Origin of the sequence: Xenorhabdus sp. Sc-CR9 (genome assembly GCF_963897815.1) — a bacterium.
GTDB lineage: Bacteria > Pseudomonadota > Gammaproteobacteria > Enterobacterales > Enterobacteriaceae > Xenorhabdus.
Genome location: NZ_CAWQTY010000044.1, coordinates 1 through 23183, shown reverse-complemented (window position 1 = coordinate 23183; position 23183 = coordinate 1). Strand labels below are relative to the sequence as shown.

Annotated in this window: 20 protein-coding genes and 1 pseudogene; 12 read left to right on the top strand and 9 right to left on the bottom strand. The window is 42.3% G+C overall.

Annotation, left to right across the window (positions count from 1 at the left end; translation table 11 throughout):
• Nucleotides 1–53 precede the first annotated feature (53 nt).
• Nucleotides 54–2501, bottom strand: coding sequence for an acyl-CoA dehydrogenase FadE (fadE, locus tag AACQ81_RS02275; protein WP_237386138.1), 2448 nt, complete (start codon nt 2499–2501; stop codon nt 54–56).
• A 251-nt stretch (nt 2502–2752) separates the two neighbouring features.
• Between fadE and lpcA the strand changes: the two genes are divergently transcribed.
• Together lpcA and AACQ81_RS02265 are read left to right on the top strand one after the other, a co-directional pair.
• The gene (gene lpcA, locus AACQ81_RS02270; RefSeq protein ID WP_237386137.1) at nt 2753–3334 is read left to right on the top strand and encodes a D-sedoheptulose 7-phosphate isomerase; all 582 of its coding nucleotides are present in this window, start codon (nt 2753–2755) and stop codon (nt 3332–3334) included.
• A gap of 49 nt (nt 3335–3383) precedes the next feature.
• A complete protein-coding gene (locus AACQ81_RS02265) occupies nt 3384–4151 on the top strand; it encodes a class II glutamine amidotransferase (protein WP_237386136.1) in 768 nt (255 codons plus the stop codon).
• 18 nt (nt 4152–4169) lie between these two features.
• Here the strand turns inward: AACQ81_RS02265 and AACQ81_RS02260 are convergent, their stop codons facing one another.
• Entirely contained in the window at nt 4170–4886 is a 717-nt protein-coding gene (locus AACQ81_RS02260) for a L,D-transpeptidase family protein (protein WP_237386135.1), read from the bottom strand.
• Nucleotides 4887–5343: 457 nt separating this feature from the next.
• Between AACQ81_RS02260 and AACQ81_RS02255 the strand changes: the two genes are divergently transcribed.
• The 8 genes from AACQ81_RS02255 to nqrM all read left to right on the top strand — a co-directional run bounded on the left by AACQ81_RS02255 (nt 5344) and on the right by nqrM (nt 12567).
• The gene (locus tag AACQ81_RS02255) at nt 5344–6687 is read left to right on the top strand and encodes a Na(+)-translocating NADH-quinone reductase subunit A (RefSeq protein ID WP_237386134.1); all 1344 of its coding nucleotides are present in this window, start codon (nt 5344–5346) and stop codon (nt 6685–6687) included.
• A gap of 3 nt (nt 6688–6690) precedes the next feature.
• Nucleotides 6691–7929 (top strand): NADH:ubiquinone reductase (Na(+)-transporting) subunit B, encoded by a 1239-nt coding sequence (locus AACQ81_RS02250; protein WP_237386133.1) that lies wholly within the window; start codon nt 6691–6693, stop codon nt 7927–7929.
• Nucleotides 7922–8716 (top strand): Na(+)-translocating NADH-quinone reductase subunit C, encoded by a 795-nt coding sequence (locus AACQ81_RS02245; protein WP_237386132.1) that lies wholly within the window; start codon nt 7922–7924, stop codon nt 8714–8716. The genes AACQ81_RS02250 and AACQ81_RS02245 overlap by 8 nt, the downstream gene beginning before the upstream one ends.
• Nucleotides 8709–9338: an NADH:ubiquinone reductase (Na(+)-transporting) subunit D gene (locus AACQ81_RS02240; protein ID WP_237386131.1), complete on the top strand. Its 630-nt coding sequence runs from the start codon at nt 8709–8711 to the stop codon at nt 9336–9338. Before AACQ81_RS02245 ends, AACQ81_RS02240 begins: the two co-directional genes overlap by 8 nt.
• Nucleotides 9339–9346: 8 nt before the next feature.
• Nucleotides 9347–9943 (top strand): NADH:ubiquinone reductase (Na(+)-transporting) subunit E, encoded by a 597-nt coding sequence (gene nqrE / locus AACQ81_RS02235; RefSeq protein WP_010846626.1) that lies wholly within the window; start codon nt 9347–9349, stop codon nt 9941–9943.
• Nucleotides 9944–9958: 15 nt separating this feature from the next.
• Entirely contained in the window at nt 9959–11185 is a 1227-nt protein-coding gene (gene nqrF / locus AACQ81_RS02230; protein WP_237386130.1) for an NADH:ubiquinone reductase (Na(+)-transporting) subunit F, read from the top strand.
• A gap of 114 nt (nt 11186–11299) precedes the next feature.
• The gene (locus AACQ81_RS02225) at nt 11300–12328 is read left to right on the top strand and encodes an FAD:protein FMN transferase (protein ID WP_237386129.1); all 1029 of its coding nucleotides are present in this window, start codon (nt 11300–11302) and stop codon (nt 12326–12328) included.
• 14 nt (nt 12329–12342) lie between these two features.
• Nucleotides 12343–12567 carry a (Na+)-NQR maturation NqrM gene (gene nqrM / locus AACQ81_RS02220; RefSeq protein WP_237386128.1) on the top strand — a complete coding sequence of 75 codons (225 nt, stop codon included), beginning with the start codon at nt 12343–12345 and terminating at the stop codon, nt 12565–12567.
• A 146-nt stretch (nt 12568–12713) separates the two neighbouring features.
• On the opposite strand, the gene AACQ81_RS02215 is transcribed toward nqrM, so the two are convergent.
• Together AACQ81_RS02215 and AACQ81_RS02210 are read right to left on the bottom strand one after the other, a co-directional pair.
• Nucleotides 12714–15809, bottom strand: coding sequence for a MexW/MexI family multidrug efflux RND transporter permease subunit (locus AACQ81_RS02215; RefSeq protein ID WP_237386127.1), 3096 nt, complete (start codon nt 15807–15809; stop codon nt 12714–12716).
• Between the two features lie 13 nt (nt 15810–15822).
• Nucleotides 15823–16962: an efflux RND transporter periplasmic adaptor subunit gene (locus AACQ81_RS02210; protein WP_237386126.1), complete on the bottom strand. Its 1140-nt coding sequence runs from the start codon at nt 16960–16962 to the stop codon at nt 15823–15825.
• A gap of 200 nt (nt 16963–17162) precedes the next feature.
• Here AACQ81_RS02210 and soxR point away from each other — a divergent pair, with 200 nt between their 5' ends.
• On the top strand, nt 17163–17624 hold the full coding sequence (gene soxR / locus AACQ81_RS02205) for a redox-sensitive transcriptional activator SoxR (RefSeq protein ID WP_237386125.1): 462 nt from the start codon (nt 17163–17165) through the stop codon (nt 17622–17624).
• Between the two features lie 328 nt (nt 17625–17952).
• On the opposite strand, the gene AACQ81_RS02200 is transcribed toward soxR, so the two are convergent.
• Genes AACQ81_RS02200 through sigJ form a run of 3 tightly spaced genes read right to left on the bottom strand, consistent with a single transcriptional unit; the run spans nt 17953 to nt 21721 of the window.
• Nucleotides 17953–19560 carry a flavin-containing monooxygenase gene (locus AACQ81_RS02200; protein ID WP_237386124.1) on the bottom strand — a complete coding sequence of 536 codons (1608 nt, stop codon included), beginning with the start codon at nt 19558–19560 and terminating at the stop codon, nt 17953–17955.
• A 57-nt stretch (nt 19561–19617) separates the two neighbouring features.
• The gene (locus AACQ81_RS02195) at nt 19618–20784 is read right to left on the bottom strand and encodes an FAD-dependent monooxygenase (protein WP_237386123.1); all 1167 of its coding nucleotides are present in this window, start codon (nt 20782–20784) and stop codon (nt 19618–19620) included.
• A 28-nt stretch (nt 20785–20812) separates the two neighbouring features.
• The gene (gene sigJ / locus AACQ81_RS02190) at nt 20813–21721 is read right to left on the bottom strand and encodes an RNA polymerase sigma factor SigJ (RefSeq protein ID WP_237386122.1); all 909 of its coding nucleotides are present in this window, start codon (nt 21719–21721) and stop codon (nt 20813–20815) included.
• A 525-nt stretch (nt 21722–22246) separates the two neighbouring features.
• Between sigJ and AACQ81_RS02185 the strand changes: the two genes are divergently transcribed.
• Nucleotides 22247–22546, top strand: a complete 300-nt coding sequence (locus AACQ81_RS02185) for an antibiotic biosynthesis monooxygenase family protein (RefSeq protein WP_237386121.1) — start codon at nt 22247–22249, stop codon at nt 22544–22546.
• 224 nt (nt 22547–22770) lie between these two features.
• Here the strand turns inward: AACQ81_RS02185 and AACQ81_RS02180 are convergent.
• Nucleotides 22771–22989 (bottom strand): annotated as a pseudogene (locus AACQ81_RS02180) (IS30 family transposase); the annotation flags it as partial.
• Between the two features lie 3 nt (nt 22990–22992).
• Nucleotides 22993–23183: transposase (locus AACQ81_RS19650; protein WP_443089527.1), on the bottom strand; the 191-nt coding region annotated here is incomplete at its 5' end.

The window sequence follows — 23183 nt, the reverse complement described above, 5'->3', positions numbered from 1 at the left end:
GTATTTTATTCAGGTTATATACCCTTCGTTTTTCAAGTATTTTCTTGTCAGCATCAGGCTACTTTAGTTTCATGCTGATTTTCAGGCTTTTTTGCTGAATTTGGTACAGCAAATGCATCCGGCTCAAATTCATCAACATTAATTGAACGCAGGCGGCTGTTTTCAGCACGTTTCAGGATATCTGCCTCTTCCTGAGAAATTTTGTGTTCTGCTAATGCTTGTTCGGCTAATTTATCCAGACGGGTAAAACTCAGCTTTTTACCTGCTTCGCGGCTCAAGCGTGCATGGATTGGCTCCGCAGCAATGATATCGAGCAGTGCTTCTTCCAGTAACCCATGGGGATTGTATTCGCTTGGAGTCAGATACTGCCCACGCCCGATCCGGCTACGCGTTGCGGAAGGAGTTTGTAATATCTGAGCCAGTTTATGATCCAGTTTATCGGATGGGGCGGTATGTGAACGACCCAATGGGAAGATAATCACTCGCATTAAACCAGCCACCAAGCGGTTAGGGAAATTGCGCAATAAGTCGCTCATGGCCTGTTCTGCCTGATGTAGACTATCTTCAACTGCCCATTGTACTAATGGCAGATCTTCTGTCGGGCGGCCTTCGTCTTCATAGCGTTTCAGTGTAGCGGAAGCTAAGAAGATTTGACTCAGAATATCTCCCAGACGAGCTGAAATACGTTCACGACGTTTCAGGCTGCCACCCAATACGCCCATTGAAACATCAGAAAGCAGGGCAAGGTTGGCACTTAAGCGATTAATATGCTGGTAATAACGGCGTGTTGCATCATTTACTGGAGAACCACTGGTTCTGCCTTTGGTGATACCAAGCCACAGGCTGCGCAGAGTATTGCTGGCGACATGCCCCAAATGACCAAACAGTGCCTTATCAAAGGCTTTCACATCATTACTTTCTGCCGCCGCAATTTCAGCCAATACATAAGGATGGCAACGGATTGCACCTTGACCGAAGATAATCATACTACGGGTCAGGATATTCGCACCTTCGACGGTGATAGCAATAGGTGCGCCTTGGTAGCTTCGGGCAAGAAAGTTAGATGGCCCAAGGCAGATACCTTTACCGCCAGCGATATCCATTGCATCAATGATGGAACGTTGTCCTCTGTGGGTACAGTGGTATTTCACAATAGCAGACAGAACGGCAGGTTTTTCGCCGAGCATGATACCGCTGGTAATCATGGTTGCAGCCGCATCCATCAGGTAAGAGTTACCTGCAATACGTGCCAACGGTTCTTCGATGCCTTCCATTTTTCCGATCGGCAGTTTGAACTGACGACGAATGTAAGAATAAGCACCAATTGCCATAGCAGCACTTTTCAATCCACCTGTTGAGTTTGATGGCAGGGTAATACCACGGCCAACAGACAGACATTCAACCAGCATGCGCCAGCCTTGGCCAGCCATTTTAGGTCCGCCGATGATGTAATCAATAGGTACGAAGATATCCTTACCACGGGTTGGGCCATTCTGGAACGGGATATTCAGAGGGAAATGGCGATGACCAATTTCAACGCCGGGAGTATCAGTTGGAATCAGGGCACAGGTAATACCCAATGATTCGATGTCACCCAGCAGATGCTCAGGATCGTACAGCTTAAATGCCAAGCCCAATACGGTAGCGATAGGGGCAAGAGTAATGTAACGCTTATTCCAGTTCAGACGCATACCCAGAACTTGCTCACCTTGCCATTCACCCATACAGACAACGCCTGTATCTGGAATCGCACCAGCATCTGAACCGGCTTCAGGGCTGGTCAGGGCAAAGCAAGGGATTTCTTCGCCGCGGGCAAGACCCGGCAGATAATGTTTTTTCTGCTCATCAGTACCATAGTGTTGCAGCAATTCACCGGGTCCCAAAGAGTTGGGTACACCGACAGTAATTGCCAGAATGCCAGAGACACCAGACAGTTTTTGCAGCACTTGAGATTGTGCGTAAGCGGAAAATTCCAGACCACCATATTCTTTTTTGATGATCATGGCGAAGAAGCGCTGTTCTTTCAGATAAGTCCAAAGTTCCGGAGGTAAGTCGGCCAATTCGTGGCTAATTTGAAAATCATTTGCCATGCGGCAGGCTTCTTCTACCGGGCCATCAATAAATGCTTGTTCTTCAGCGGTTAACTGTGGTTTTGGGTAATTATGCAGTTTTTGCCAATCAGGATTACCACGGAACAGATCGCCTTCCCACCAAGTTGTTCCTGCATCAATGGCTTCTTTTTCTGTTGTGGACATGCTTGGCATGACTTTACGGAAAGCTTTTAAGCCGGGTGCAGAGAATAGAGAGATACGTGTTGGTGTAAAGACAAGAGGGAATAAGACAATGGCAAGTGGTAACAGCAACCAGTAACTCCAAAGGCCGGTGATGCCCAGCACTAATGTGTAGGCAGCAAGCAGGAAGCTACTGATAGTCAGGCTGACTTTGCGATAACAAAGCCCGCCAATCAAGACTAAAAACAAAATAATGCTGAGAGCGGTCATAGTAAAACTCCTGTAAATCTCAGGTTGACTTGTCAGAGGTCTGACCTGTTGTGATGTCCTTCTGTTTTAGATGAGGAAAATGTATTTATCAATGTTTTTACATCTTAATTACAATCTAGCTCACAAAGTCATTTCAGTTTTGCATGAGATAATTTCACAGAGATGTGATGGTCTTCTTTCAAGGGGGGGAATCCGTTACACTGAGTGACTGATGTTATTAATCCCGAAGACCTTTCAGGAGTATAAGTTTCATGTATCAAGATCTGATCCGTAGTGAGTTATCTGAAGCCGCAGAAACCCTGGCTAAATTCCTTAACGATGATACAAATATTGACGCCATTCAAAAAGCCGCTGTTTTGTTGGCGGATTCGTTCAAAGACGGAGGAAAAGTGCTTTCCTGTGGCAATGGTGGTTCGCATTGTGATGCGATGCATTTTGCAGAAGAACTGACAGGCCGTTACCGAGAAAATCGTCCGGGATACCCTGGTATCGCAATTTCCGATCCCAGTCACTTATCCTGTGTGAGCAATGACTTTGGCTATGATTACGTTTTTTCTCGCTATGTTGAGGCTGTTGGTCAGAAAGGCGATGTGTTATTGGGCATTTCGACATCCGGAAATTCGAGCAATATTATCAAAGCAATAGAAGCCGCTCGTGCCAAAGGCATGAAAGTTATTACTCTGACGGGTAAAAATGGCGGAAAAATGGCAGGAACAGCAGATGTTGAAATTCGAGTACCACATTTTGGGTATGCGGATCGTATTCAGGAAATTCACATTAAAGTGATTCATATTTTGATTCAGTTGATTGAAAAAGAAATGGTAAAAGCCTGATTGCTGTCCATTGGGAATAGGCGTCAGGAGCAGGCGTTAGGGGTAGGCAATGTGTGAATTACTTGGTATGAGTGCCAATGTACCAACAGATATCGTTTTTAGTCTGAGTGGGCTTATCCAGCGTGGTGGGTATACCGGTCCTCACAAGGATGGTTGGGGAGTTACTTTCTATGAGGGATTGGGATACAGAACTTTTAAAGACCACCAATCTAGTTGTGACTCACCGGTGGCTCAATTTGTGCAGGGCTGCCCGATCAAATCAGAAGTGATTGTGGCTCACATCCGTCAGGCAAATCGAGGCAATGTTTCGCTGGTAAATACACATCCATTTACCCGTGAATTATGGGGAAAATATTGGACTTATGCCCATAATGGGCAATTGAAGGGATATCGTGGTCTGAAAACCGGAACTCTCCGTCCTGTTGGTGAGACAGACAGTGAATGGGCATTTTGTTGGATATTACATCAATTGTCTCTGAAATATCCCAAGCGCCCTTCCAATTGGTCAGCTGTATTTAAGTTTATTGCTTCTCTGGCTGACAAATTGAGGAAAAAAGGTGTTTTCAATATGCTGTTGTCAGATGGGCAGTTTGTCATGGCTTATTGCTCGACTCATTTGCATTGGATCACTCGTCGGGCGCCTTTTGGTTGTGCCAAATTGCTTGATCAGGATGTTGAAATCGATTTTCAGCAGCACACCCAACCGGGGGATGTAGTATCAGTGATTGCTACCCAACCTTTAACCGGAAATGAGACTTGGCATCGTATTGAGCCAGGTAGCTATGCGCTATTTTATCTTGGTGAGCGGGTAGCTTAATACAATTAATTAAAAAGATTATGGATTTTTAGGTTTAGCATTAACAATATATTGCCCGTCTATTACTCTGACACCGGCAGGTATGCCATTCTTGGCAAAGTACTCATAGGCGGGCTGTAATTGTTTCCAAAACGGATAATTGTCGTTATTTTTATACCGCCCCATATTTTGTGGTGTCATTCGGAAAGGATAAATATTGATCTTGATTTCATGCTGTCCATGATAAAATGCATTTTTTGCATATTGATATATTTCATCCATATAACGGTTGGTCATGGCATAGCAACCAATGGATTTACATTCACCATGAATCATTAAGCTATTGCCGGAATATCCTTTGAATTTATCAAATTCATTGGGAAAGCCCAGATTAATAGCTCGGTAATAGCGGCTATTCGGCTTTAACTGTTTAAGGCTAACATGATAAAACCCTTCGGGGCTTTTGAAATCACCAGTCAGTGTTTTGGGACCAAGCCCACCAGAGTAATTACAGATCGGGTAACTTTGAACCAATTGATAACGACCTGCGTTGTTTTTTGTATAAAGTTCAAGGAGTTTCTCTTCTTTGAGTATTTGAATGAAAATCTCGGCACTTATTTGTTTCAATGGTGGTTTATCGGGCGATAACTTAAGCCACGATGAAGGGTTTTGTATTATGACTGTTTGTACTGTGGCAAAAAGTGGAATATGGAATAATGACAGGATTAATGAAAGAGAAAAAATTATTTTTTTCATAATGTAACCATGTAAAAGAGTAAGGATTGATGAAATATCTGGTTTGAGGGATGTCCTATTTTTACGAAATTTTTTGGTGAAATTTTGAGTAAAAGATAGCAATGATACCCTACCTCTGTGAAGTTAATTTTTGGTGAAAAATTGCTCTGTTGTAGAAAAAAATGAGGATTCATTTCGTCTTTCTCGAATAGTTAACGATTTAGCAGAGAAATTATTCCTATTTGCTTGAGCTATGTCACTTGATTAATCAGACAGCCTGTGGGGGAGATGTTAGAATTACCGCCGGCGAAAATTAAGAGAAAATTGTAACGATTATCGGAGTGAATAACTTGAGGCATATGTCGCTCAAGATGTTTTTAATTACTGAAGTCGCTACGCATTACCTGAGGAAATACCCAAGGGATATCGCAGGATAATCTGTAGCATATGATTTAACTGATAAATTTGTGCAAATCTTATGATTAAAATTAAAAAAGGACTCAACCTCCCGATAGCAGGATCTCCTGCGCAAGTTATAGAAGACGGTCCGACGATTCGCCATGTCGCTTTGCTGGGCGAAGAATATGTTGGAATGCGTCCTTCTATGCTGGTTAAGGAAGGTGAGCATGTCAAAAAAGGTCAAATTCTTTTTGAAGATAAGAAGAATCCAGGGGTTGTTTTCACTAGTCCCGCAAGCGGGAAAGTAGTAACTATCGGGCGTGGTGAACGCCGTGTTCTACAATCTGTAGTGATTGAAATGAATGGTGATGAGAAAGTGATGTTTGATCGTTATGATCGTGCGGAACTTGCTGATCTGAGCCGTGAACAGGTAGAAAAAAATCTGCTTGTATCAGGATTATGGACAGCATTGCGTACACGTCCTTTCAGTCGTTCTCCTGTTCCCGGTTCCACACCAAAGGCAATCTTCGTTACGGCAATGGATACTCAGCCTTTGTCTGCTGATCCATTGGTCGTTATTGCAACTCAGGAAGAGGCTTTTGTTGATGGCCTGAATATTCTGTCAAAATTGACAGAAGGAAAAGTCCACGTCTGCCATGGCGCTGGAAATATTCCAAGCTCAGGAAACAACGCTCAAATCACATATAACCAATTTGTTGGGCCACATCCGGCAGGGCTGGTTGGTACCCATATCCATTTCATCGAACCTGTCAGTGCACATAAAACGGTATGGCATTTGGGCTATCAGGATGTCATTGCTATCGGTAAGTTGTTTACAACAGGTGAGCTTTATACTGATCGCGTAATATCTCTGGCGGGGCCTCAAGTTAAAACACCGCGTTTGATGCGTACTCAATTGGGTGCTGATTTGCTTGAGTTAACGCAAGATCAGCTGAAAGAGGGTGAAAACCGTATTGTTTCTGGTTCTGTGCTCTGCGGTACAAAATCAGATGACATTTGTCATTATCTTGGTCGTTTTCATACTCTGGTTTCAGTGCTCGCTGAAGGCCGTGAAAAAGAGTTATTCGGTTGGATTGCACCAGGGGCTAATAAGTTCTCCATTACCCGTACAACAATTGGTCATTTCCTGAAAAAGAAACGTTTTGCTTTCTCAACCACGACAAATGGCGGGGAACGTTCCATGGTGCCAATTGGCAACTATGAGCGGGTAATGCCACTGGACATTATGGCAACTCACCTATTGCGTGACTTGCTTGCAGGCGATACTGATGGTTCTCAGGCGCTGGGTTGTCTGGAGTTGGATGAGGAAGATTTGGCATTGTGTACCTATGTTTGCCCCGGCAAATATGAGTACGGTCCGGTATTGCGTGACGTACTGACTAAGATTGAGCTGGAAGGGTAATTCATGGGCCTGAAAAATTTATTTGAAAAAGTAGAACCCCACTTTGAGGCCGGTGGCAAGCTGGAGAAATATTATCCTCTCTATGAGGCAGTGAGCACCGTTTTCTATACGCCGGGAACAGTGACAAAAGGGAATTCCCACGTTCGTGATGCCATTGATCTCAAACGTATGATGATTCTGGTATGGCTATCTGTTTTCCCTGTAATGTTTTGGGGGATGTATAACGTTGGGAATCAGGCTATACCTGCCCTGACTCACTTATACAACGGAGATGCTTTACAGCAGATCCTGGCTTCTGATTGGCACTATGTGCTTGCTCAGTATCTTGGTGCATCATTGACACCAGATGCAGGGTGGAGCAGTAAAATGTTGCTGGGCGCAACTTACTTTCTGCCAATTTATGCTGTTGTTTTTGTGGTGGGTGGTTTCTGGGAAGTCCTGTTCGCCATTATCCGCAAACATGAAATCAACGAAGGTTTCTTTGTCAGTTCCATCCTGTTTGCACTGATTGTTCCGCCAACACTGCCATTATGGCAGGCTGCTTTGGGAATTACTTTCGGTGTTGTGGTTGCGAAGGAAATCTTCGGTGGTACTGGTCGAAACTTCCTTAACCCTGCACTGGCTGGTCGTGCTTTCCTGTTCTTTGCTTATCCAGCTCAGATTTCAGGTGATTTGGTTTGGACTGCGGCTGACGGCTTCTCTGGTGCAACTCCTTTGTCCCAATGGGCAACTGCGGGCAGCCACGGTCTGGTAAATACCATCACTGGTCAGCCTGTGACATGGATGGATGCTTTCCTTGGTAATATTCCCGGCTCAATTGGTGAAGTCTCAACACTGATGATCTTCATCGGTGGTGCCATTATTCTGTTTGCCCGTGTCGCTTCATGGCGCATCGTTGCTGGCGTGATGCTCGGTATGATTGCAACGTCTTATCTGTTCAACGTGATTGGTTCTGACACTAACCCAATGTTTGCTATGCCGTGGGAGTGGCATCTGGTTCTGGGTGGTTTCGCTTTCGGTATGATCTTTATGGCGACTGACCCGGTATCCGCTGCATTTACAGATAAAGGAAAATGGGCATACGGTATTCTGATTGGTGTTATGTGTGTTTTGATCAGGGTAGTCAACCCAGCTTATCCAGAAGGGATGATGTTGGCGATTCTGTTCGCTAACCTGTTCGCGCCACTGTTCGATTATCTGGTCGTACAGGCCAATATTAAGCGGAGAAAAGCCCGTGGCTAATGATAAACCAAAAAATAATGACAGCATTGGCAGAACGTTTATCGTTGTTTTTGTACTGTGCCTTGTATGTTCGATTATAGTTGCAGGGTCAGCCGTAGGTTTGAAAGCGCAGCAGCAGGAACAGAAGCTGCTGGATAAGCAGCGCAATATTCTGGATGTGGCAGGTTTGCTGAAACCTGGCATGACGGGTACGGAAATCAAAGCAACCTATGACAGCCGTATCCAGCCTGAATTGCTTGATTTAAAAACCGCAACGCTGGAAAAAGGTGATGGTAATTTTGATTTGAGTAATGCTCTGCGTAGTGATGAAACCAGTATCGCTTTATCATCAGAGCAGGATCTGGCAAAAATTCGTCGTCGCGCCAATATGGCAGAGATCTATCTGGTCAAAAGTGAAAATGGCAAAACAACAGAACTGGTTCTGCCAATATACGGTTCAGGTCTATGGTCAATGATGTATGCCTTCATTTCCATTGATGTAGACGGTGTTACATCCCACGGTATTACTTACTACTCTCATGGTGAAACCCCGGGTTTGGGTGGCGAAGTTGATAACCCGCAATGGCGCAAACAGTGGGTAGGTAAAAAACTCTATAACCCGCAAGGTGCGCCGGCACTGAAAATCGTTCGTGGCGGAGCAGGTGATAACCCTTACGGTGTAGATGGTCTGTCCGGCGCGACCCTGACTTCTAACGGTGTTCAGCATATGTTTGATTTCTGGCTGGGTGATAACGGTTTTGGCCCGTTCCTGAAAAAAGTACGTGAGGGAGCCTTGAAAGATGGCTGATAGTAAAGAGATAAAACGCGTTCTTCTTGGGCCGCTGTTTGATAATAACCCAATTGCATTGCAGGTTTTGGGCGTGTGTTCAGCATTGGCTGTTACCACCAAACTGGAAACTGCATTGGTTATGACCCTTGCTGTAACCTTGGTTACTGCATTTTCTAGCTTTTTCATTTCATTGATTCGTAACTACATTCCCGGCAGTGTGCGAATCATTGTACAGATGGCAATCATCGCATCACTGGTTATTGTGGTAGATCAGATTTTGCAGGCTTATGCCTACGAAATTTCTAAACAGCTATCGGTGTTTGTTGGCCTTATCATCACGAACTGTATCGTAATGGGACGTGCTGAAGCCTATGCCATGAAGTCACCACCCGTTGAAAGTTTCATGGATGGTATCGGCAACGGTTTAGGCTACGGCGTTATTCTGGTTCTGGTTGGTTTCCTGCGTGAACTGTTTGGTTCAGGCAAATTGTTCGGCATTACTGTACTGGAATCTGTCAAAAATGGCGGCTGGTATCAGCCAAATGGTCTGTTTCTGCTGGCACCGAGTGCATTCTTCATTATTGGTATGCTGATTTGGGGTCTGCGGACTCTGAAACCTGCGCAGGTTGAGAAGGAGTAACAAACAAAATGGAACATTATATTAGTTTGTTTGTCCGCGCAGTCTTTATCGAGAATATGGCGTTATCTTTTTTTCTCGGTATGTGTACGTTTCTGGCGGTATCAAAGAACGTTAAAACAGCATTTGGCCTGGGTGTTGCTGTAACCGTTGTCCTGGGGATTTCTGTTCCTGCCAATAATCTTGTCTACAATCTGGTACTCCGAGATGGGGCACTGATGGATGGGGTGGATTTAAGCTTCCTTAACTTCATCACTTTTATCGGAGTAATTGCTGCACTGGTACAGATCCTGGAAATGATCTTAGACCGTTATGTTCCGGCACTTTACAACGCATTGGGGATTTTCCTGCCGTTGATTACAGTGAACTGTGCAATCTTCGGTGGCGTTTCTTTCATGGCGCAGCGTGACTATAACTTCAGTGAATCCATCGTATATGGTTTCGGTTCAGGCATGGGCTGGATGCTGGCGATTGTTCTGATGGCTGCTATCCGTGAAAAACTGAAATATGCGGATGTTCCGGCAGGTCTGAAAGGGTTGGGGATTACCTTTGTCACCACCGGTTTGATGGCATTGGGCTTTATGTCCTTCTCCGGTGTGCAGCTCTAAAGGCGAGAAGAATTCATGGATATAATTATTCTAGGCGTAGTAATGTTTACCCTGATAGTGTTGGTACTGACGGCATTGATTTTGTTCGCAAAATCTAAGTTAGTGAACACCGGGGATATTAAAGTTGAAGTCAATGGCGATGAGGATAAGAGTTTCTCTGCCCCCGCCGGCGACAAATTATTGAACATGCTTTCCAATCAGGGAATTTTCGTTTCCTCTGCGTGCGGCGGCGGTGGCTCTTGTGGTCAGTGCCGTGTGAAAATTAAGGAAGGTGGTGGTGATATCTTGCCAACTGAACTTTCCCACATCAATAAGCGTGAAGCAAAAGAAGGTTGCCGTTTGGCATGCCAGGTCAACGTTAAGCAAGATCTGAAAATCGAATTGCCAGAAGATATTTTCGGTGTCAAGAAATGGGAATGTGAAGTTATCTCCAACGATAACAAAGCGACTTTCATTAAAGAACTGAAGCTGAAAGTGCCTGATGGGGAAGTGGTTCCATTCCGCGCAGGTGGTTACATTCAGATTGAATGTCCGCCACACGTTGCCCGTTATGCTGACTATGACGTACCAGAGGAATACCGTGAAGATTGGGATAAATTCAATCTGTTCCGTTATGTCTCTGAAGTCAAGGAGCCGACAGTTCGTGCATATTCAATGGCGAACTATCCGGAAGAGCACGGTATTATCATGCTGAACGTGCGTATTGCAACTCCACCACCAAGAAACCCAGATGTTACACCGGGCATTATGTCCTCTTATATTTGGTCACTGAAAGCGGGTGATAAGGTAACGATTTCCGGCCCATTCGGTGAATTCTTTGCGAAAGACACTGATGCAGAAATGATCTTCATCGGTGGTGGTGCAGGTATGGCACCAATGCGTTCCCACATTTTTGACCAGCTCAATCGTTTAAGCTCCAAGCGTAAGATCTCTTTCTGGTATGGTGCACGTTCTAAGCGTGAGATGTTCTATACCGAAGATTTCGACCAACTGGCAGCAGAAAACGAGAACTTCACATGGAATGTGGCATTGTCTGATGCTTTGCCGGAAGATAACTGGGATGGTTACACAGGCTTTATTCATAACGTCCTGTATGAGAACTACCTGAAAGATCATCCGGCACCAGAAGACTGTGAATTCTACATGTGTGGGCCTCCGGTCATGAACGCTGCGGTAATCAAAATGTTGAAAGACCTCGGTGTAGAAGATGAAAACATCATGCTGGATGATTTCGGCGGCTGATGGTTGTATACCCAATGGATTCCAAGCTGCAACTTGAAAGACGGCGGGTATATACATTGATTTAACGACAAGCGCCCACATTTGTGGGCGCTGACGATCCAGAAAGAGTAAGTTATGTTGAGTAAAAAAATGATCAACTGGGGAGCATTGTTGTTTGCGGTTATACTGCTGGCAGCATGTGGTGGCCCTGAACAACAAAATCTTAATGGGCAGACGATGGGGACTTATTATTCCGTTAAATATGTCGCTGATTCATCTGTCCCTGCTCCGGAAAACCTGCAAAAAGAGATTGATCGGCTACTGGAAGAAGTAAATGACCAGATGTCTACATATCGGCCAAATTCTGAATTGAGTCGTTTTAATCAAAGCCGCGAAGTGAATAAACCTTTTCCTGTGTCTTCCGCTACGGCGAAAGTCGTTAAAGAAGCTATTCGAATCAATAAACTGACAGAAGGTGCGTTGGATGTCACTGTTGGCCCATTGGTCAATCTGTGGGGATTCGGGCCGGAAGGACGAATAACCAAAGCACCAACAGATGAGGAATTAGCGACTCGCCGTGTATGGACGGGTATCGGGAACTTGTCTGTTGAAGGCAATAATCTGATTAAAGCTATTCCTGAACTTTACGTCGATCTTTCTTCTATTGCCAAAGGTTATGGTGTTGATGCTGTAGCGGAGTATCTGGAAGCCCAGAACATCAGAAATTATATGGTTGATATTGGTGGCGAAGTTCGTACATTGGGTAACAATGGTAAAGGAAATCCGTGGCGGATAGCGATTGAAAAACCATCGGATACAGGCATGGCACAGAGCGCTCAGGAAATTATTGAGCCGGGCAATATGTCTGTTGCAACATCAGGTGATTACCGGAATTATTTTGAACAGAATGGAGTGCGTTATTCTCACACCATTAATCCTAAAACGAGCAGACCAATCACACATAATCTGGTTTCAATTACCGTGATTGCACCGACATGCATGAGCGCAGATGGCTTCTCGACGGGCTTGGATGTATTAGGGCCGGAAAAAGGAATGGAATTGGCTGAGAAGTTGAACATTCCCGTTTTTATGATTGTGAAAACCAAAGATGGTTTTGAAGAGCGCTATAGTGCTGCTTTTAAGTCATACTTACAGAAAAAATGAGATAGGGGAAAGTTATGGAAGTCTTTATCGCCACTTTTATCTTTTTCCTGCTGGCTTTTGCAGGAATGGCGCTGGGCTATATCTTTAAACGTAAGAGCATTCAAGGAAGCTGTGGTGGTCTGGGAAGCATTGGTGTAGAAAAAGTTTGTGATTGCCCTGAACCCTGTGATGCCCGTAAAAAGCGTGAGGCAAGGGAAGCTGCGCGTAATGCTCAGTTGGAAAGGAACCGCATTCTTTGATCAGTGTCTATCAAAATATAAGGTTACTTAGAAGCCAATTGGCTCTGAGTAGGAGGCGTTTTACAATTATTGCAGACCACATGGGTTGCTTAAAAGGTAAAACGCCTGAAGTATTTGTCGAGAAAACGAGAATTTAAAAGCCAAAATCAGAGATCTCGTATATTCAGCATCTTGTCAGCTTCGATCAATTGTTGTTTTCTCGGTGTCATTGCAGAGGCAGAGTGGTTTTTTGCCAAGAATGTATAGACTGTCGGCAATACAAATAAAGTAAAAAATGTTCCCACCAACATACCAGATACAATCACTAACCCAATACCAAAACGGCTATTTGCACCAGCACCACTAGCAAACAACAGTGGAATTAAGCCGATCACCATTGCTGCCGTCGTCATCAATACTGGACGAAGACGGATTTTTGCCGCCTTTAAGATCGCTGAATGCTTATCTATTCCTTCAATTTCCTGTAACTTATTGGCAAATTCTACCATTAAGATACCATGCTTACTAATAAGCCCTATTAACGTTACCAACCCAATTTGAGTATAAATATTAAGCGTAATATATCCCATAGCTAATGGTATCAGAGCACCACAAATAGACAGTGGTACAGTGATCAAGATAATTAAGGGATCAATAAGGCTTTCATATTGAGCAGCCAGTACTAAATAAATGATAATTAAGGCAGCTAAAAAAGCAAAAATCAGTGCATGACCTTCCTGTTTATATTGACGGGAGTCAGATTGCCAATCATAGCTAAATCCTGCTGGTAAATTATTTAGTGTTCCCTCAAGGAAAGTCACAGCTTGCCCTAAGGTTACGCCTGGTGCTGGAATAGCTTGAAAAATTGCCGCATTCTGCTGATTGAACTGAGTCAATTTATTTGGTTCAACTTTCGTTGAAATTGTGACCACTGTAGAAAGTGGGATCATCTCTTGTTTTTCGGTCCTTACAAAATGATTTGCTAAGGCTTCTGGTGCTAATCGTTGACTACGTATACTTTGTGGAATCACGTCATATGAACGGCCGTTCATCCCGAATCTGTTAATATAGTTTTCTCCAACCAACAAGGCTAATGATTCACCGATATCTTGCATTCTAATTCCCAAGCTATTGGCTTTAGTACGATCAACCCGTATTTGCACGACTGGGTTGTTATAATTCAGATCGCTGTCTACAACGACAAATAACCCGCTTTCACGCGCTTGCTGTTTAATTTCTTCCATTGTTTGGTATAGGATGGGATAATTCTGCAAACTACGCAGTACCATCTGGATGGGTAGCCCTCCAGTGGAGCCTGGTAATGGTGGAAGCTGGAATATAAAAATACTACTTCCTTCTACATCGTTCACTGCCATTTGCAATTGTGCTTGAATATCCGAGGCCGAGCGATTACGTTGACTCCATTCTGTCAAGTTCACTCCACTAAAACTTGAAGAAACCCCATCAGTTCCATTAATAATCCATGTACCGACCATCTCTGGAACTTCATTAAATACTTGGTCAAGTTTACGAGCAAATCGCTCTACATAATCCAAATTAGCATGTTGTGGTGACTTAATTGCGGCCAGCACACCAGCCTGATCTTCCACTGGTGCTAATTCCTGACGCGCTTGCTTATAAAGTAAAGGCAAACTTATAACGACTAATAAAGCAAATATGCCTGTTACCCAGCGATGACGCAAAGAAACATTAAGTAAACGAAAATAATAGTGAGCTAATTTATCAAAAAATGCCTCAGCAGCCTGTGCCATTTTTCCTTCTTGCTGTTTCGGCTGTAATAAAAAAGAACTCATGACTGGTGATAAAGTCAGAGCCACTATACCTGATACGATAACAGCACCTGCCAGTGTTAAAGCAAATTCTTTAAATAAAGCCCCTGTCAATCCTGACATTAAACCAATCGGTGCATAAACTGCAGCAAGAGTGATTGTCATTGCAATCACAGGACCTGCTACTTCTCTTGCTCCAGTTAAGGCTGCTGCAACAGGCGACATTCCTCCTTCAATATGACGATGTACGTTTTCAACGACTACAATCGCATCATCGACTACAAGTCCAATTGCCAGAACCATCGCCAATAGCGTCAATAAATTAATACTGAAACCAAATAGCAGCATTAACCCTGCTGCTCCTAACATTGACAAAGGAATAGCAACAATCGGAATAAGTACACTGCGCAATGACCCGAGACAGAGGTAGATCACTGTCATAACAATAATTAATGCTTCTAACAGAGTATTAGTAACTTCATCAATCGAAGCTTTAATAAAGTGAGAAGTTTCAAATGCTAAGTCAACCTTAACTCTCGGAGGAAGCGTTTTTTGGATATCAGGCAACAAACGTTTAATACCATCGACAATAATAAGTGGGTTACCCGTTGGTGTTGAAAATAACCCTAAATGTACAGCAGCTTTACCATTCAACATAGCGCTGGTTTCAGTTGCTGCCGAACCCAGTTCTACTGTACCAACATTCTTGAGGCGAACTAACCCATTGCCATCATTGCGGATAACTAGATCACGGAACTCCTCAACATTAGTGAGATCGGTATTAACATGTACATTTGAAACAACATATTCTCCTTTCACTTTACCAGGCGCGGCTTGATAATTATTTTGCCTCACCGCTGCTGCAACATCCGCTGCAGTCAATCCACGCCCAGCAAGGCGATCCGCATCCAGCCATAAGCGCATAGAAAGTTGTTGTCCACCCATTACTTGCACTTTTGAGACACCTTCAATGGAAGAAAACATAGGTTCAACCACTCTTGAAAGGTAATCCGTCACAGCCGATACCGGTAAGGTATCACTGGAAAATGCAACATAAGCGACAGCCGTTGATTCCCCTGATGACAATTCAATAACAGGGTCATAAGCCTGTTTTGGCAACTTATATCTGACCTGATTCACTTTTGCCATCACTTGTGTCAAGGCTTGGGTCGAATCGCGATTAAGTTCCATACGTATGGTCACGATACTTCTACCTTGTACCGAAGAAGAAGATAGATAATCTACTCCTTCTACAGAAGAAACTGCCTGTGAAATAGGTTGAGTTACAAATCCTTGCATTAAGTCGGATGAAGCTCCCGGATATTCCGTTGTGACAGTAATTGTTGAACTTTCTAATTGTGGGTATTGCCGAATAGAAAGTTTACTCAGAGCAAACAGCCCCAATAACAGGATCAATGTACTAACTACCAGAGCAAGCACTGGTCGGCGAACAAAAAGATCGGTAAATGTCATTTTTCCGCCTCCATTAAGAGTCCGTTACAGATGATTTCGCGATATTTAATGTGTCATCAGCAACTGCGACCACTTGTGCGCCATCATTTAATTTCAATTGGCCTGATGTCACAACGAGCTCTCTCTGGGCCAACCCCTTTTTTATTTCTACCATACCATTCCAGCGTTGTCCGACTTCAACAGAAACCCGCTTTACTATCATTGGTTGTTGTTCTGCCGTTTTTACAGATTTTTCCGCGTCTTGTTTTGTATTTTGAACCACAAAAACAGTATCCCCATAAGCAGTATAGGTCACAGCCGTTTCCGGTATTGTCAAAACTGGAATATTATTTTGACGCATAACTTGTATATTGGCGTACATTCCTGCTTTAAGTTTTCCATCAAGATTATTCAGAAGTGCTTGTACTTGTACAGTACGGGATTTGCCAATCAAGGGATCAATGGCACTTATCTTACCGGGGAAATTTTCGTTTGGATAAGCATCTGCCTGTACATTCACTATCTGCCCAATCTGTAGTTCAGGGCTTGCCTGTTCATCTAACGAAAAGTTCAGTTTAAGATGTTTTGCATCCACTAAATTGGCAATAGAATTACCCGCATGCAGAAACTCTCCTATATGAACCTGTCGAATTCCCATGACTCCCGAAAAGGGTGCCCGAATTGCTTTCTGGGCAATGAGTGCTTCAGTCTGACGAATAGCAGCCAAGGCCATATCGCGCTCTGCCAGAGCATTATCCAATTCAGCAGCAGCAGCAACCTTGTTGGTAAATAACTTGCTGGTACGTTGATATAACCTGTCAGCATTTTTCCACTGAGCCTGTAAACGGACAAGTTCAGCCTGCTCAACCGAATCGTTAATTTGCACCAATAACTGATCTTTCTGCACATATTGACCAGACTGGAACTCAATACTAATGACTCTGCCACTGGTTTCTGACGCCAAGTGTACTTGCCTATCAGCTTCAAGCTCGCCGACGCCATATAATGTTCTAGGGAGATTCGTTTCTTTTACTTCAGCCAAAGCTACCTTTACAGGTGGGTAGGCCATATATCCTGATTCATTATTAGCAGAACTATTTAGTCTATAAACGAAAACTCCAACTACAAGCAATAAAGCAATTCCTAGGCTAACAACGATTTTTTTTCCTATCATTTATATCAACCTTTTCATTATGTGAAATATTTTCTTACGTTTTGAGGTTTTCTCAAATAATTCGTAATTTCTGTATTTCTATTGCCAACAATCTCCAATAATAGTGATATGTTTAAGTACGAAGCAGAATGCTTTTTTCCGATTGACAGACATAACAAATATACATTATAAAACCTTAAGTTAACTTGAGGTCAAGAGAGATGAGTAAAAATAAAGACATTGGTTGTAATAGGATGTTGACGATTGGAGAAGTGTCAAAACGTAGCGGAATTGCGATATCAGCAATCCATTTTTATGAATCGAAAGGGTTAATCAGAAGTTCACGTAATCAAGGTAATCAACGCCGTTTCTCTTCAATTGTGTTACGTTATATTGCAATTATCAAGGCTGCGCAAAGTACTGGCATCCAATTGAAAGATATACATAAAATATTTAATCAGTTCCCACCTAATAATAAATTGACATCAGAGCAATGGTTAATGTTTTCTTCACAGTTACAGCATATATTAGATCAGCGCATTAAGAAATTAATCCGAATGCGTGATAATTTAGGTAGTTGTATCGGATGTGGATGTCTTTCACTGACAGATTGTCCTTTGCATAATCCTAATGATATTTTGGGAAAAACAGGAGCTGGAGCAAGAATTTTAGAAGATGATTAAAAATAATTTCCATCTGATTTATCATCATTTTGTTACTTTTGTTAGCCATATATAACTAAGCATTTCTCAATGCTTTTAATATGATATAATAACTAAACTAACGTAATTTACATTTAATAAAAAATAATTAAGCTGTGGGTATAACTATCCGCGCAGCTTAATTTGTCATTAAGTTTATTAGTACAATATACTGCGATTATTATATTAATTCATAAGACAGTATCTGCTCTCTACGTATATAACGTATAATTTCTCAGTTATATCCTCTCATGCTTGTAAATTTCTATTTGTTCCTTAAAGCTGAGATATAAGCTTTTTTAGCTGTACTTTAATGACTGTTATTAAAGCCAGAGAAATTATTACTGCGTTCATGATCAAAAACTGCAATATATTCCTTAAGGCCACCGAAATAAAAGAGAACACGGGGTGGGGTACCATGTCGATTTGTTCCGAATATCCAGGATTTCACCTGAGAAAAGACGGTATGATTTGCCAATTGTTCGCAATGTTTTGACCACTCTGAAAGTGTTTTAGGTGTCACTTCAATAACTGTCTTTTGATGACTTTCAGACCACGAAATAATATCACCGATAAAATTTACCTGTGCTTCAATGCCTGCTGCAAGATTAGAAAATATTCCCTGAGGGCCAAGGAGAGTGAAGAAATTTGGAAAGCCCGGAGTAAAAACACCTAAATAAGCCGCAGGATTTTCTCCCCATGTATCAAGGAGAGTACCTTTATTACGTCCAGCTACTTTGAAATTCCGGTAAGCACCTTCAACTGCTTCAAATCCTGTAGCAAAAATAAGAATATCAATTTCATGTTCAACGCCATCAGCGGTAAGAAGACCTTTTTCTGTTGCCTGAACTATTTGTGTATCTAACAAGCTGACTAATTCCACATTAGGTTGATTATAAACTTCATAGTATCCATCCACCGATACAGGTCGTTTAGCGTAGTATTCTGTTGGTGTAAGACGGCGTGCCGTATCAGGATCTTTAACAATATCTTTGAGCTTTTTGGCTATAAACTCACAGGCTGCGCGGTTGGAATCAAGATTGACAGCAAGATCATTGAAAGTCCCAAACATAAAACCGAATCCCCCACCTTCATTCCAGGCACGTTCAAAGACAGTCTTCTGCTCGTCTAAGGAGACATCAACCGCCCCTACATTGGGTTCGTCGAAACCACATGCCAGACGGGTTTCCCGCCATTCTTTCCATATTTCTTCAAAATTTGAGAAATACTTTTCCACTTCATTTTTTGTCAAGCGACGTTGTCCCGCCGGGACAATATATTGGGCTGACCGCTGAAACACAGTCAGATGGGATGCAACCTGACTGGCTGCAACGATAAGCTGTGCTCCCGTTGAGCCGGTCCCTAATACCCCGACACGGAGCCCATCCATTTTCAGGTTATCTGGCCAACGTGCAGTATGTACAATCTGCCCTTTAAATTGATCAAGATCTTTGATTTTTGGAAGAACCGGCTCAGATAATACACCAACAGCACTTACCAGATATCGGCTTGTAACAATATCTCCATCGGTAGTTTTAACCTGCCAGATATTTTTGGCCTCATCATAGATAGCTTCGCTGACACCTGTTTCAAAACGGAACAGTTGAAAAATATTGTTCCGGCTTGCAACATTCTCCAAGTAATCCCGCATCTGTTCACCAGTTTGATATCGAGCATATATATCCCAATTTGGCGAAACCTCTCTATCAAAGGAGTAACGATAAGCAAAGCCCTCGGTATCTGCCTGAACACCAGGATAACGATTCCAATACCAAGTACCGCCGACATTTTTACCTTTTTCAAGACCAAGTACTTTTAATCCCAACTCGTTATGAATTTTGTGGGCTGCAAAAAGACCAGAAAGACCTGCACCGATGACAATAGCATCGAATTGGGGAAGAGAAGATTGTTCACTCATTTCAGAACTCCAGTTCTATAGATTCATTTATGGGTTATTATTATTGAAATAACAGAGTCAATCCGAATACATCTTTTTTGTTTCAGCTTTGTAATGGGTTGTTGTGGTGACAAGTTCTTGAACACGCTCTTGTTGATTCAGAGCCTGACTAGCAAGTTCACGCAAGTTCATTTCTCGGTTTGCCATTACAATTCTGGATATTGCAGGTATGCGTATATGCTCATATTTCGTTATTGCAGATTTGAAGTCAGGGGTTTCATATATAGCAGAGGCAAGGACCTCGGCATCAATGATAGATTGAGTTGCCCCATTTGCACCGATTGGGAACATGGGATGGGCAGCATCACCTATTAGAACACACTGGTTGTAGCTCCATTTATCCAGTGGGTTCCTGTCTACCATCGCGGTTCGCATCAGTGTTTTACTTGTGGTTATTAATGTTTGGAGATTTAACCAGTCAAAATGCCACTCTTTAATGAGGTCAAGCAGGAAATCTGTCGCCTGGAAGCGATTGACTGTTATATCAAATGGCTTATCAAGTGACATAGGAACAAGGATAACCCAATTAATAAGGCTCTCCCCACGTAGATCATGAGATTTGGAAACAGGATATGCAATGAGACGAACCCCTTCTTCACTATTCGCGATAATCATTGTTCGGCCATCCAGAAACTTTGGCATGGGAGTAATTCCCCGCCATAACATCATATTACCGGAATTGAGTTGCATAGAATCTGTAAATAAGTTTTGTCGAACTACCGAATGTATGCCATCAGCGCCCACGATAAGGTTTTTTTCCCACTCTGTTTTATGTAAAACATCAGTAAAAAACTTCGTGCCAAAGTTAAAGGTTGCTCTTGTTTTAGCTATAGAAAATATTAGGTTAAGCAGTTTGGAACGAGATATAGACATCTGAGGAGTATCAAAACCCGCTTCTATCCCCCTTGCTTCTTCGAAAAGAAGATTTCCTAAATGGTCAACATAGCGGTGTGCTCTGGTTTGTATCCCACAAGAATCCAACTTTTCAGCAAGTCCCAAACGATATAAGACTGATATTGCTTCAGGTTGAATATTCAAGCCAAACCCATCTTCAGAAAACCTCATCCGCTGTTCATAAATGTCACATTCTATGCCAGATAAAGAAAGCAGGGCAGCAAGAGTTACCCCTCCGATTCCAGCACCAACAATGACGACTTTACCCTCACAATCAGTTATCGCTGCCATAGTAACTAACCTCTTTTGAATCAATTGGCTAATGCCAAACAGTCAATTTTTCCGGATTACGCATAACCCAGATATTTTTAATCCGTCCTTCTTGTATATAGGTAGAGATCACAGTAACAGTATGACCCGCCACTTTGCCGACAAGCCCTGGCTCACCATTAACATACTCTTCTTCGATCTGGAGGTTATGTTGGCGTTCGAATGCTGAGAGGAAAAAATTGATAATTGCATCCCGGCCAAACAGTGGTCCGGTAGCTGCGCTGGTAAGGCCTCCACTATCAGTAATGGCACAGGCTCTTTCATCTAAAACTGCGACCAGCTCCCTAATATTGCCTGTGAGCCATGCAGAGCGGAAAGCACTATTAACACGCCGGTGCTCCTCTGAAGAGTACGCAAAATGACATTCCTGATTGACTCGCTTTCGTCCAGATGAAGCCAATTGACGACATGCTTGTGGTGTTCTATTAACAATCTCACTGATTTCGCCAAAAGAATATTGGAAGACATCATGGAGAATAAAACTGACACGTTCAGCAGGAGTCATTTTGTCCAAGACTATCATCAACGCCATAGAAACTGAATCTTCCAAAATAAGATCATCAACAGGATCGGTTGTTTCAGATGATTCAACAGCAGATACCCAACACTCGTATTGTGAGACAGGTTCAGGCAACCAATCACCGATATAGATTTCACGTTTTGACTTGGCCGACTTAAGTTGATCAAAACAAATCCGTGTGAGTGTTGTTCGTTGCCAGGCTATAGGGGATACAATTTGTTCGCGTTCTGTTTGAGTAAGTCTGTGCCACCGTAGATAGGTCTCCTGTACAGCATCTTCAGCATCTGGAATAGTGCCCAAAAATCTATATGCCAGCGATTCAAGTTTGGAGCGATTGGAATAAACTTGAGCCGGATTTTCTTCCTTAAATTTATTCATTTGTTTCTTCTTACTCATTCTATTTTTCTTAACTCAATACTGAGGAAAATAATTTAAACTTAAATAAGTTTCCATAATAGTGATAGTTTACAGCCCAGTACATCACTTAGGACTGTAAACTACCATTTTGAAACGCTATCTAGATATCGCTATCTTTTGATCTTATAACAAAAGTAAATAATATTGATGTTAAATTACTTTTCTTAGGAACAAGGAAAGAGTTTTGTAAATAATACAGAAACTAATAAGTCATTAATTATTCCCACAGTGTATACAATAAAATATCCTGTATGTATATATGAAGTACTAACAATTTATTAGCCTCTTTCAAAAAGTGTTCTAAACTTTAATGACGATAATTAGTGTGAAAATGTCAGTTTCCAAACTTAAAAATAAATATTTTTTCGAATGGCCTGACATATTGTACTACTGAATCGTCTTTGTACTAGATCTAACAAGGTACAAGTTAGTAAATCTCTGCCTGCAAAAAGCTGGCATAATTATTACGCATTAAGGAGAACTATAATGTCTGAAGTTACATTCATCAATATCATTGAAGTCGATCCAAGTAAGCAAGCTGAAGTCATCAAGCTGTTGCAAGAGGGAACAGATAAGGTTATTAGTAAGCGGCCAGGCTTCATTTCAGTTACCTTGTTAGCAAGCAAGGATGGTAGTCGAATTGTAAATATTGCGAAATGGAAAAGCATTGCGGATGTTCAGGCAACTCAGGCTGACCCAGCATCAGCAGAATACGCAAAACGTACCATGGCGCTTGCTAAGGCTAATCCGGGGATTTATGACATTGTTGGGCATTATTCTGATTGAATCTGAGTTGTATTCCCTGACTCTAATGCCTAATACCTGTCAATTCATCGGGCAGATAAATAATAGGCTAATTCACTGAGCATAAATAGAAAAGAGATGAAAAACACACTGGGATCTGGTTTTAATCAGATCCCAGCGTTTGAATACACTTTATTTATTATAGAGTAATGAAAATAAATAATTGTCGGTGAGTTCACATAATAAGTGCAACTTGGATTCACATACTAAGCGCAACACCGTAATGAACGAAGTAAATGAGTGGCTATTCCTTTAAATAACTCATTCGGTGTTTTGTAATCTCGTGTTTTACGAGGACGATTATTTAATCGGTTTAAAACAAAATTGATTTCTGGCTCAGTTAATTTTATAATATTAATTACTTTTATAAAATAAGTCACCTTTGTAAAATATTGTCTGATTAACCCATTAGTATTCTTATTAAGTACTCAAGAAAAGTTAATTGCAAATTTGTCGCCATAACCTTTCAACAAAGTATTTAACTCATACTCCATGGTATCCTGAGTCCAAGTGATAAAACGTCGCCAGCGGTATTTGGCCTGTTTCCAGACGATTTCAATCAGATTCAGCTCTGGGCTGTAAGCGGGAAGATAGAGTAAAAGCATGTTGTGTTCTCGTA

Bases quoted from the DNA above. Each gene is read 5' to 3' on its own strand.
- AACQ81_RS02250 (WP_237386133.1), top strand. From the start codon at position 6,691: ATGGGCCTGAAAAATTTATTTGAAAAAGTAGAACCCCACTTTGAGGCC.
- AACQ81_RS02240 (WP_237386131.1), top strand. From the start codon at position 8,709: ATGGCTGATAGTAAAGAGATAAAACGCGTTCTTCTTGGGCCGCTGTTT.
- AACQ81_RS02215 (WP_237386127.1), bottom strand. From the start codon at position 15,809: ATGACATTTACCGATCTTTTTGTTCGCCGACCAGTGCTTGCTCTGGTA.
- AACQ81_RS02210 (WP_237386126.1), bottom strand. From the start codon at position 16,962: ATGATAGGAAAAAAAATCGTTGTTAGCCTAGGAATTGCTTTATTGCTT.
- AACQ81_RS02260 (WP_237386135.1), bottom strand. From the start codon at position 4,886: ATGAAAAAAATAATTTTTTCTCTTTCATTAATCCTGTCATTATTCCAT.
- soxR (WP_237386125.1), top strand. From the start codon at position 17,163: ATGAGTAAAAATAAAGACATTGGTTGTAATAGGATGTTGACGATTGGA.
- AACQ81_RS02255 (WP_237386134.1), top strand. From the start codon at position 5,344: ATGATTAAAATTAAAAAAGGACTCAACCTCCCGATAGCAGGATCTCCT.
- AACQ81_RS02225 (WP_237386129.1), top strand. From the start codon at position 11,300: ATGTTGAGTAAAAAAATGATCAACTGGGGAGCATTGTTGTTTGCGGTT.
- nqrF (WP_237386130.1), top strand. From the start codon at position 9,959: ATGGATATAATTATTCTAGGCGTAGTAATGTTTACCCTGATAGTGTTG.
- AACQ81_RS02265 (WP_237386136.1), top strand. From the start codon at position 3,384: ATGTGTGAATTACTTGGTATGAGTGCCAATGTACCAACAGATATCGTT.
- fadE (WP_237386138.1), bottom strand. From the start codon at position 2,501: ATGACCGCTCTCAGCATTATTTTGTTTTTAGTCTTGATTGGCGGGCTT.
- nqrE (WP_010846626.1), top strand. From the start codon at position 9,347: ATGGAACATTATATTAGTTTGTTTGTCCGCGCAGTCTTTATCGAGAAT.
- AACQ81_RS02185 (WP_237386121.1), top strand. From the start codon at position 22,247: ATGTCTGAAGTTACATTCATCAATATCATTGAAGTCGATCCAAGTAAG.
- lpcA (WP_237386137.1), top strand. From the start codon at position 2,753: ATGTATCAAGATCTGATCCGTAGTGAGTTATCTGAAGCCGCAGAAACC.
- sigJ (WP_237386122.1), bottom strand. From the start codon at position 21,721: ATGAATAAATTTAAGGAAGAAAATCCGGCTCAAGTTTATTCCAATCGC.
- nqrM (WP_237386128.1), top strand. From the start codon at position 12,343: ATGGAAGTCTTTATCGCCACTTTTATCTTTTTCCTGCTGGCTTTTGCA.
- AACQ81_RS02200 (WP_237386124.1), bottom strand. From the start codon at position 19,560: ATGAGTGAACAATCTTCTCTTCCCCAATTCGATGCTATTGTCATCGGT.
- AACQ81_RS02195 (WP_237386123.1), bottom strand. From the start codon at position 20,784: ATGGCAGCGATAACTGATTGTGAGGGTAAAGTCGTCATTGTTGGTGCT.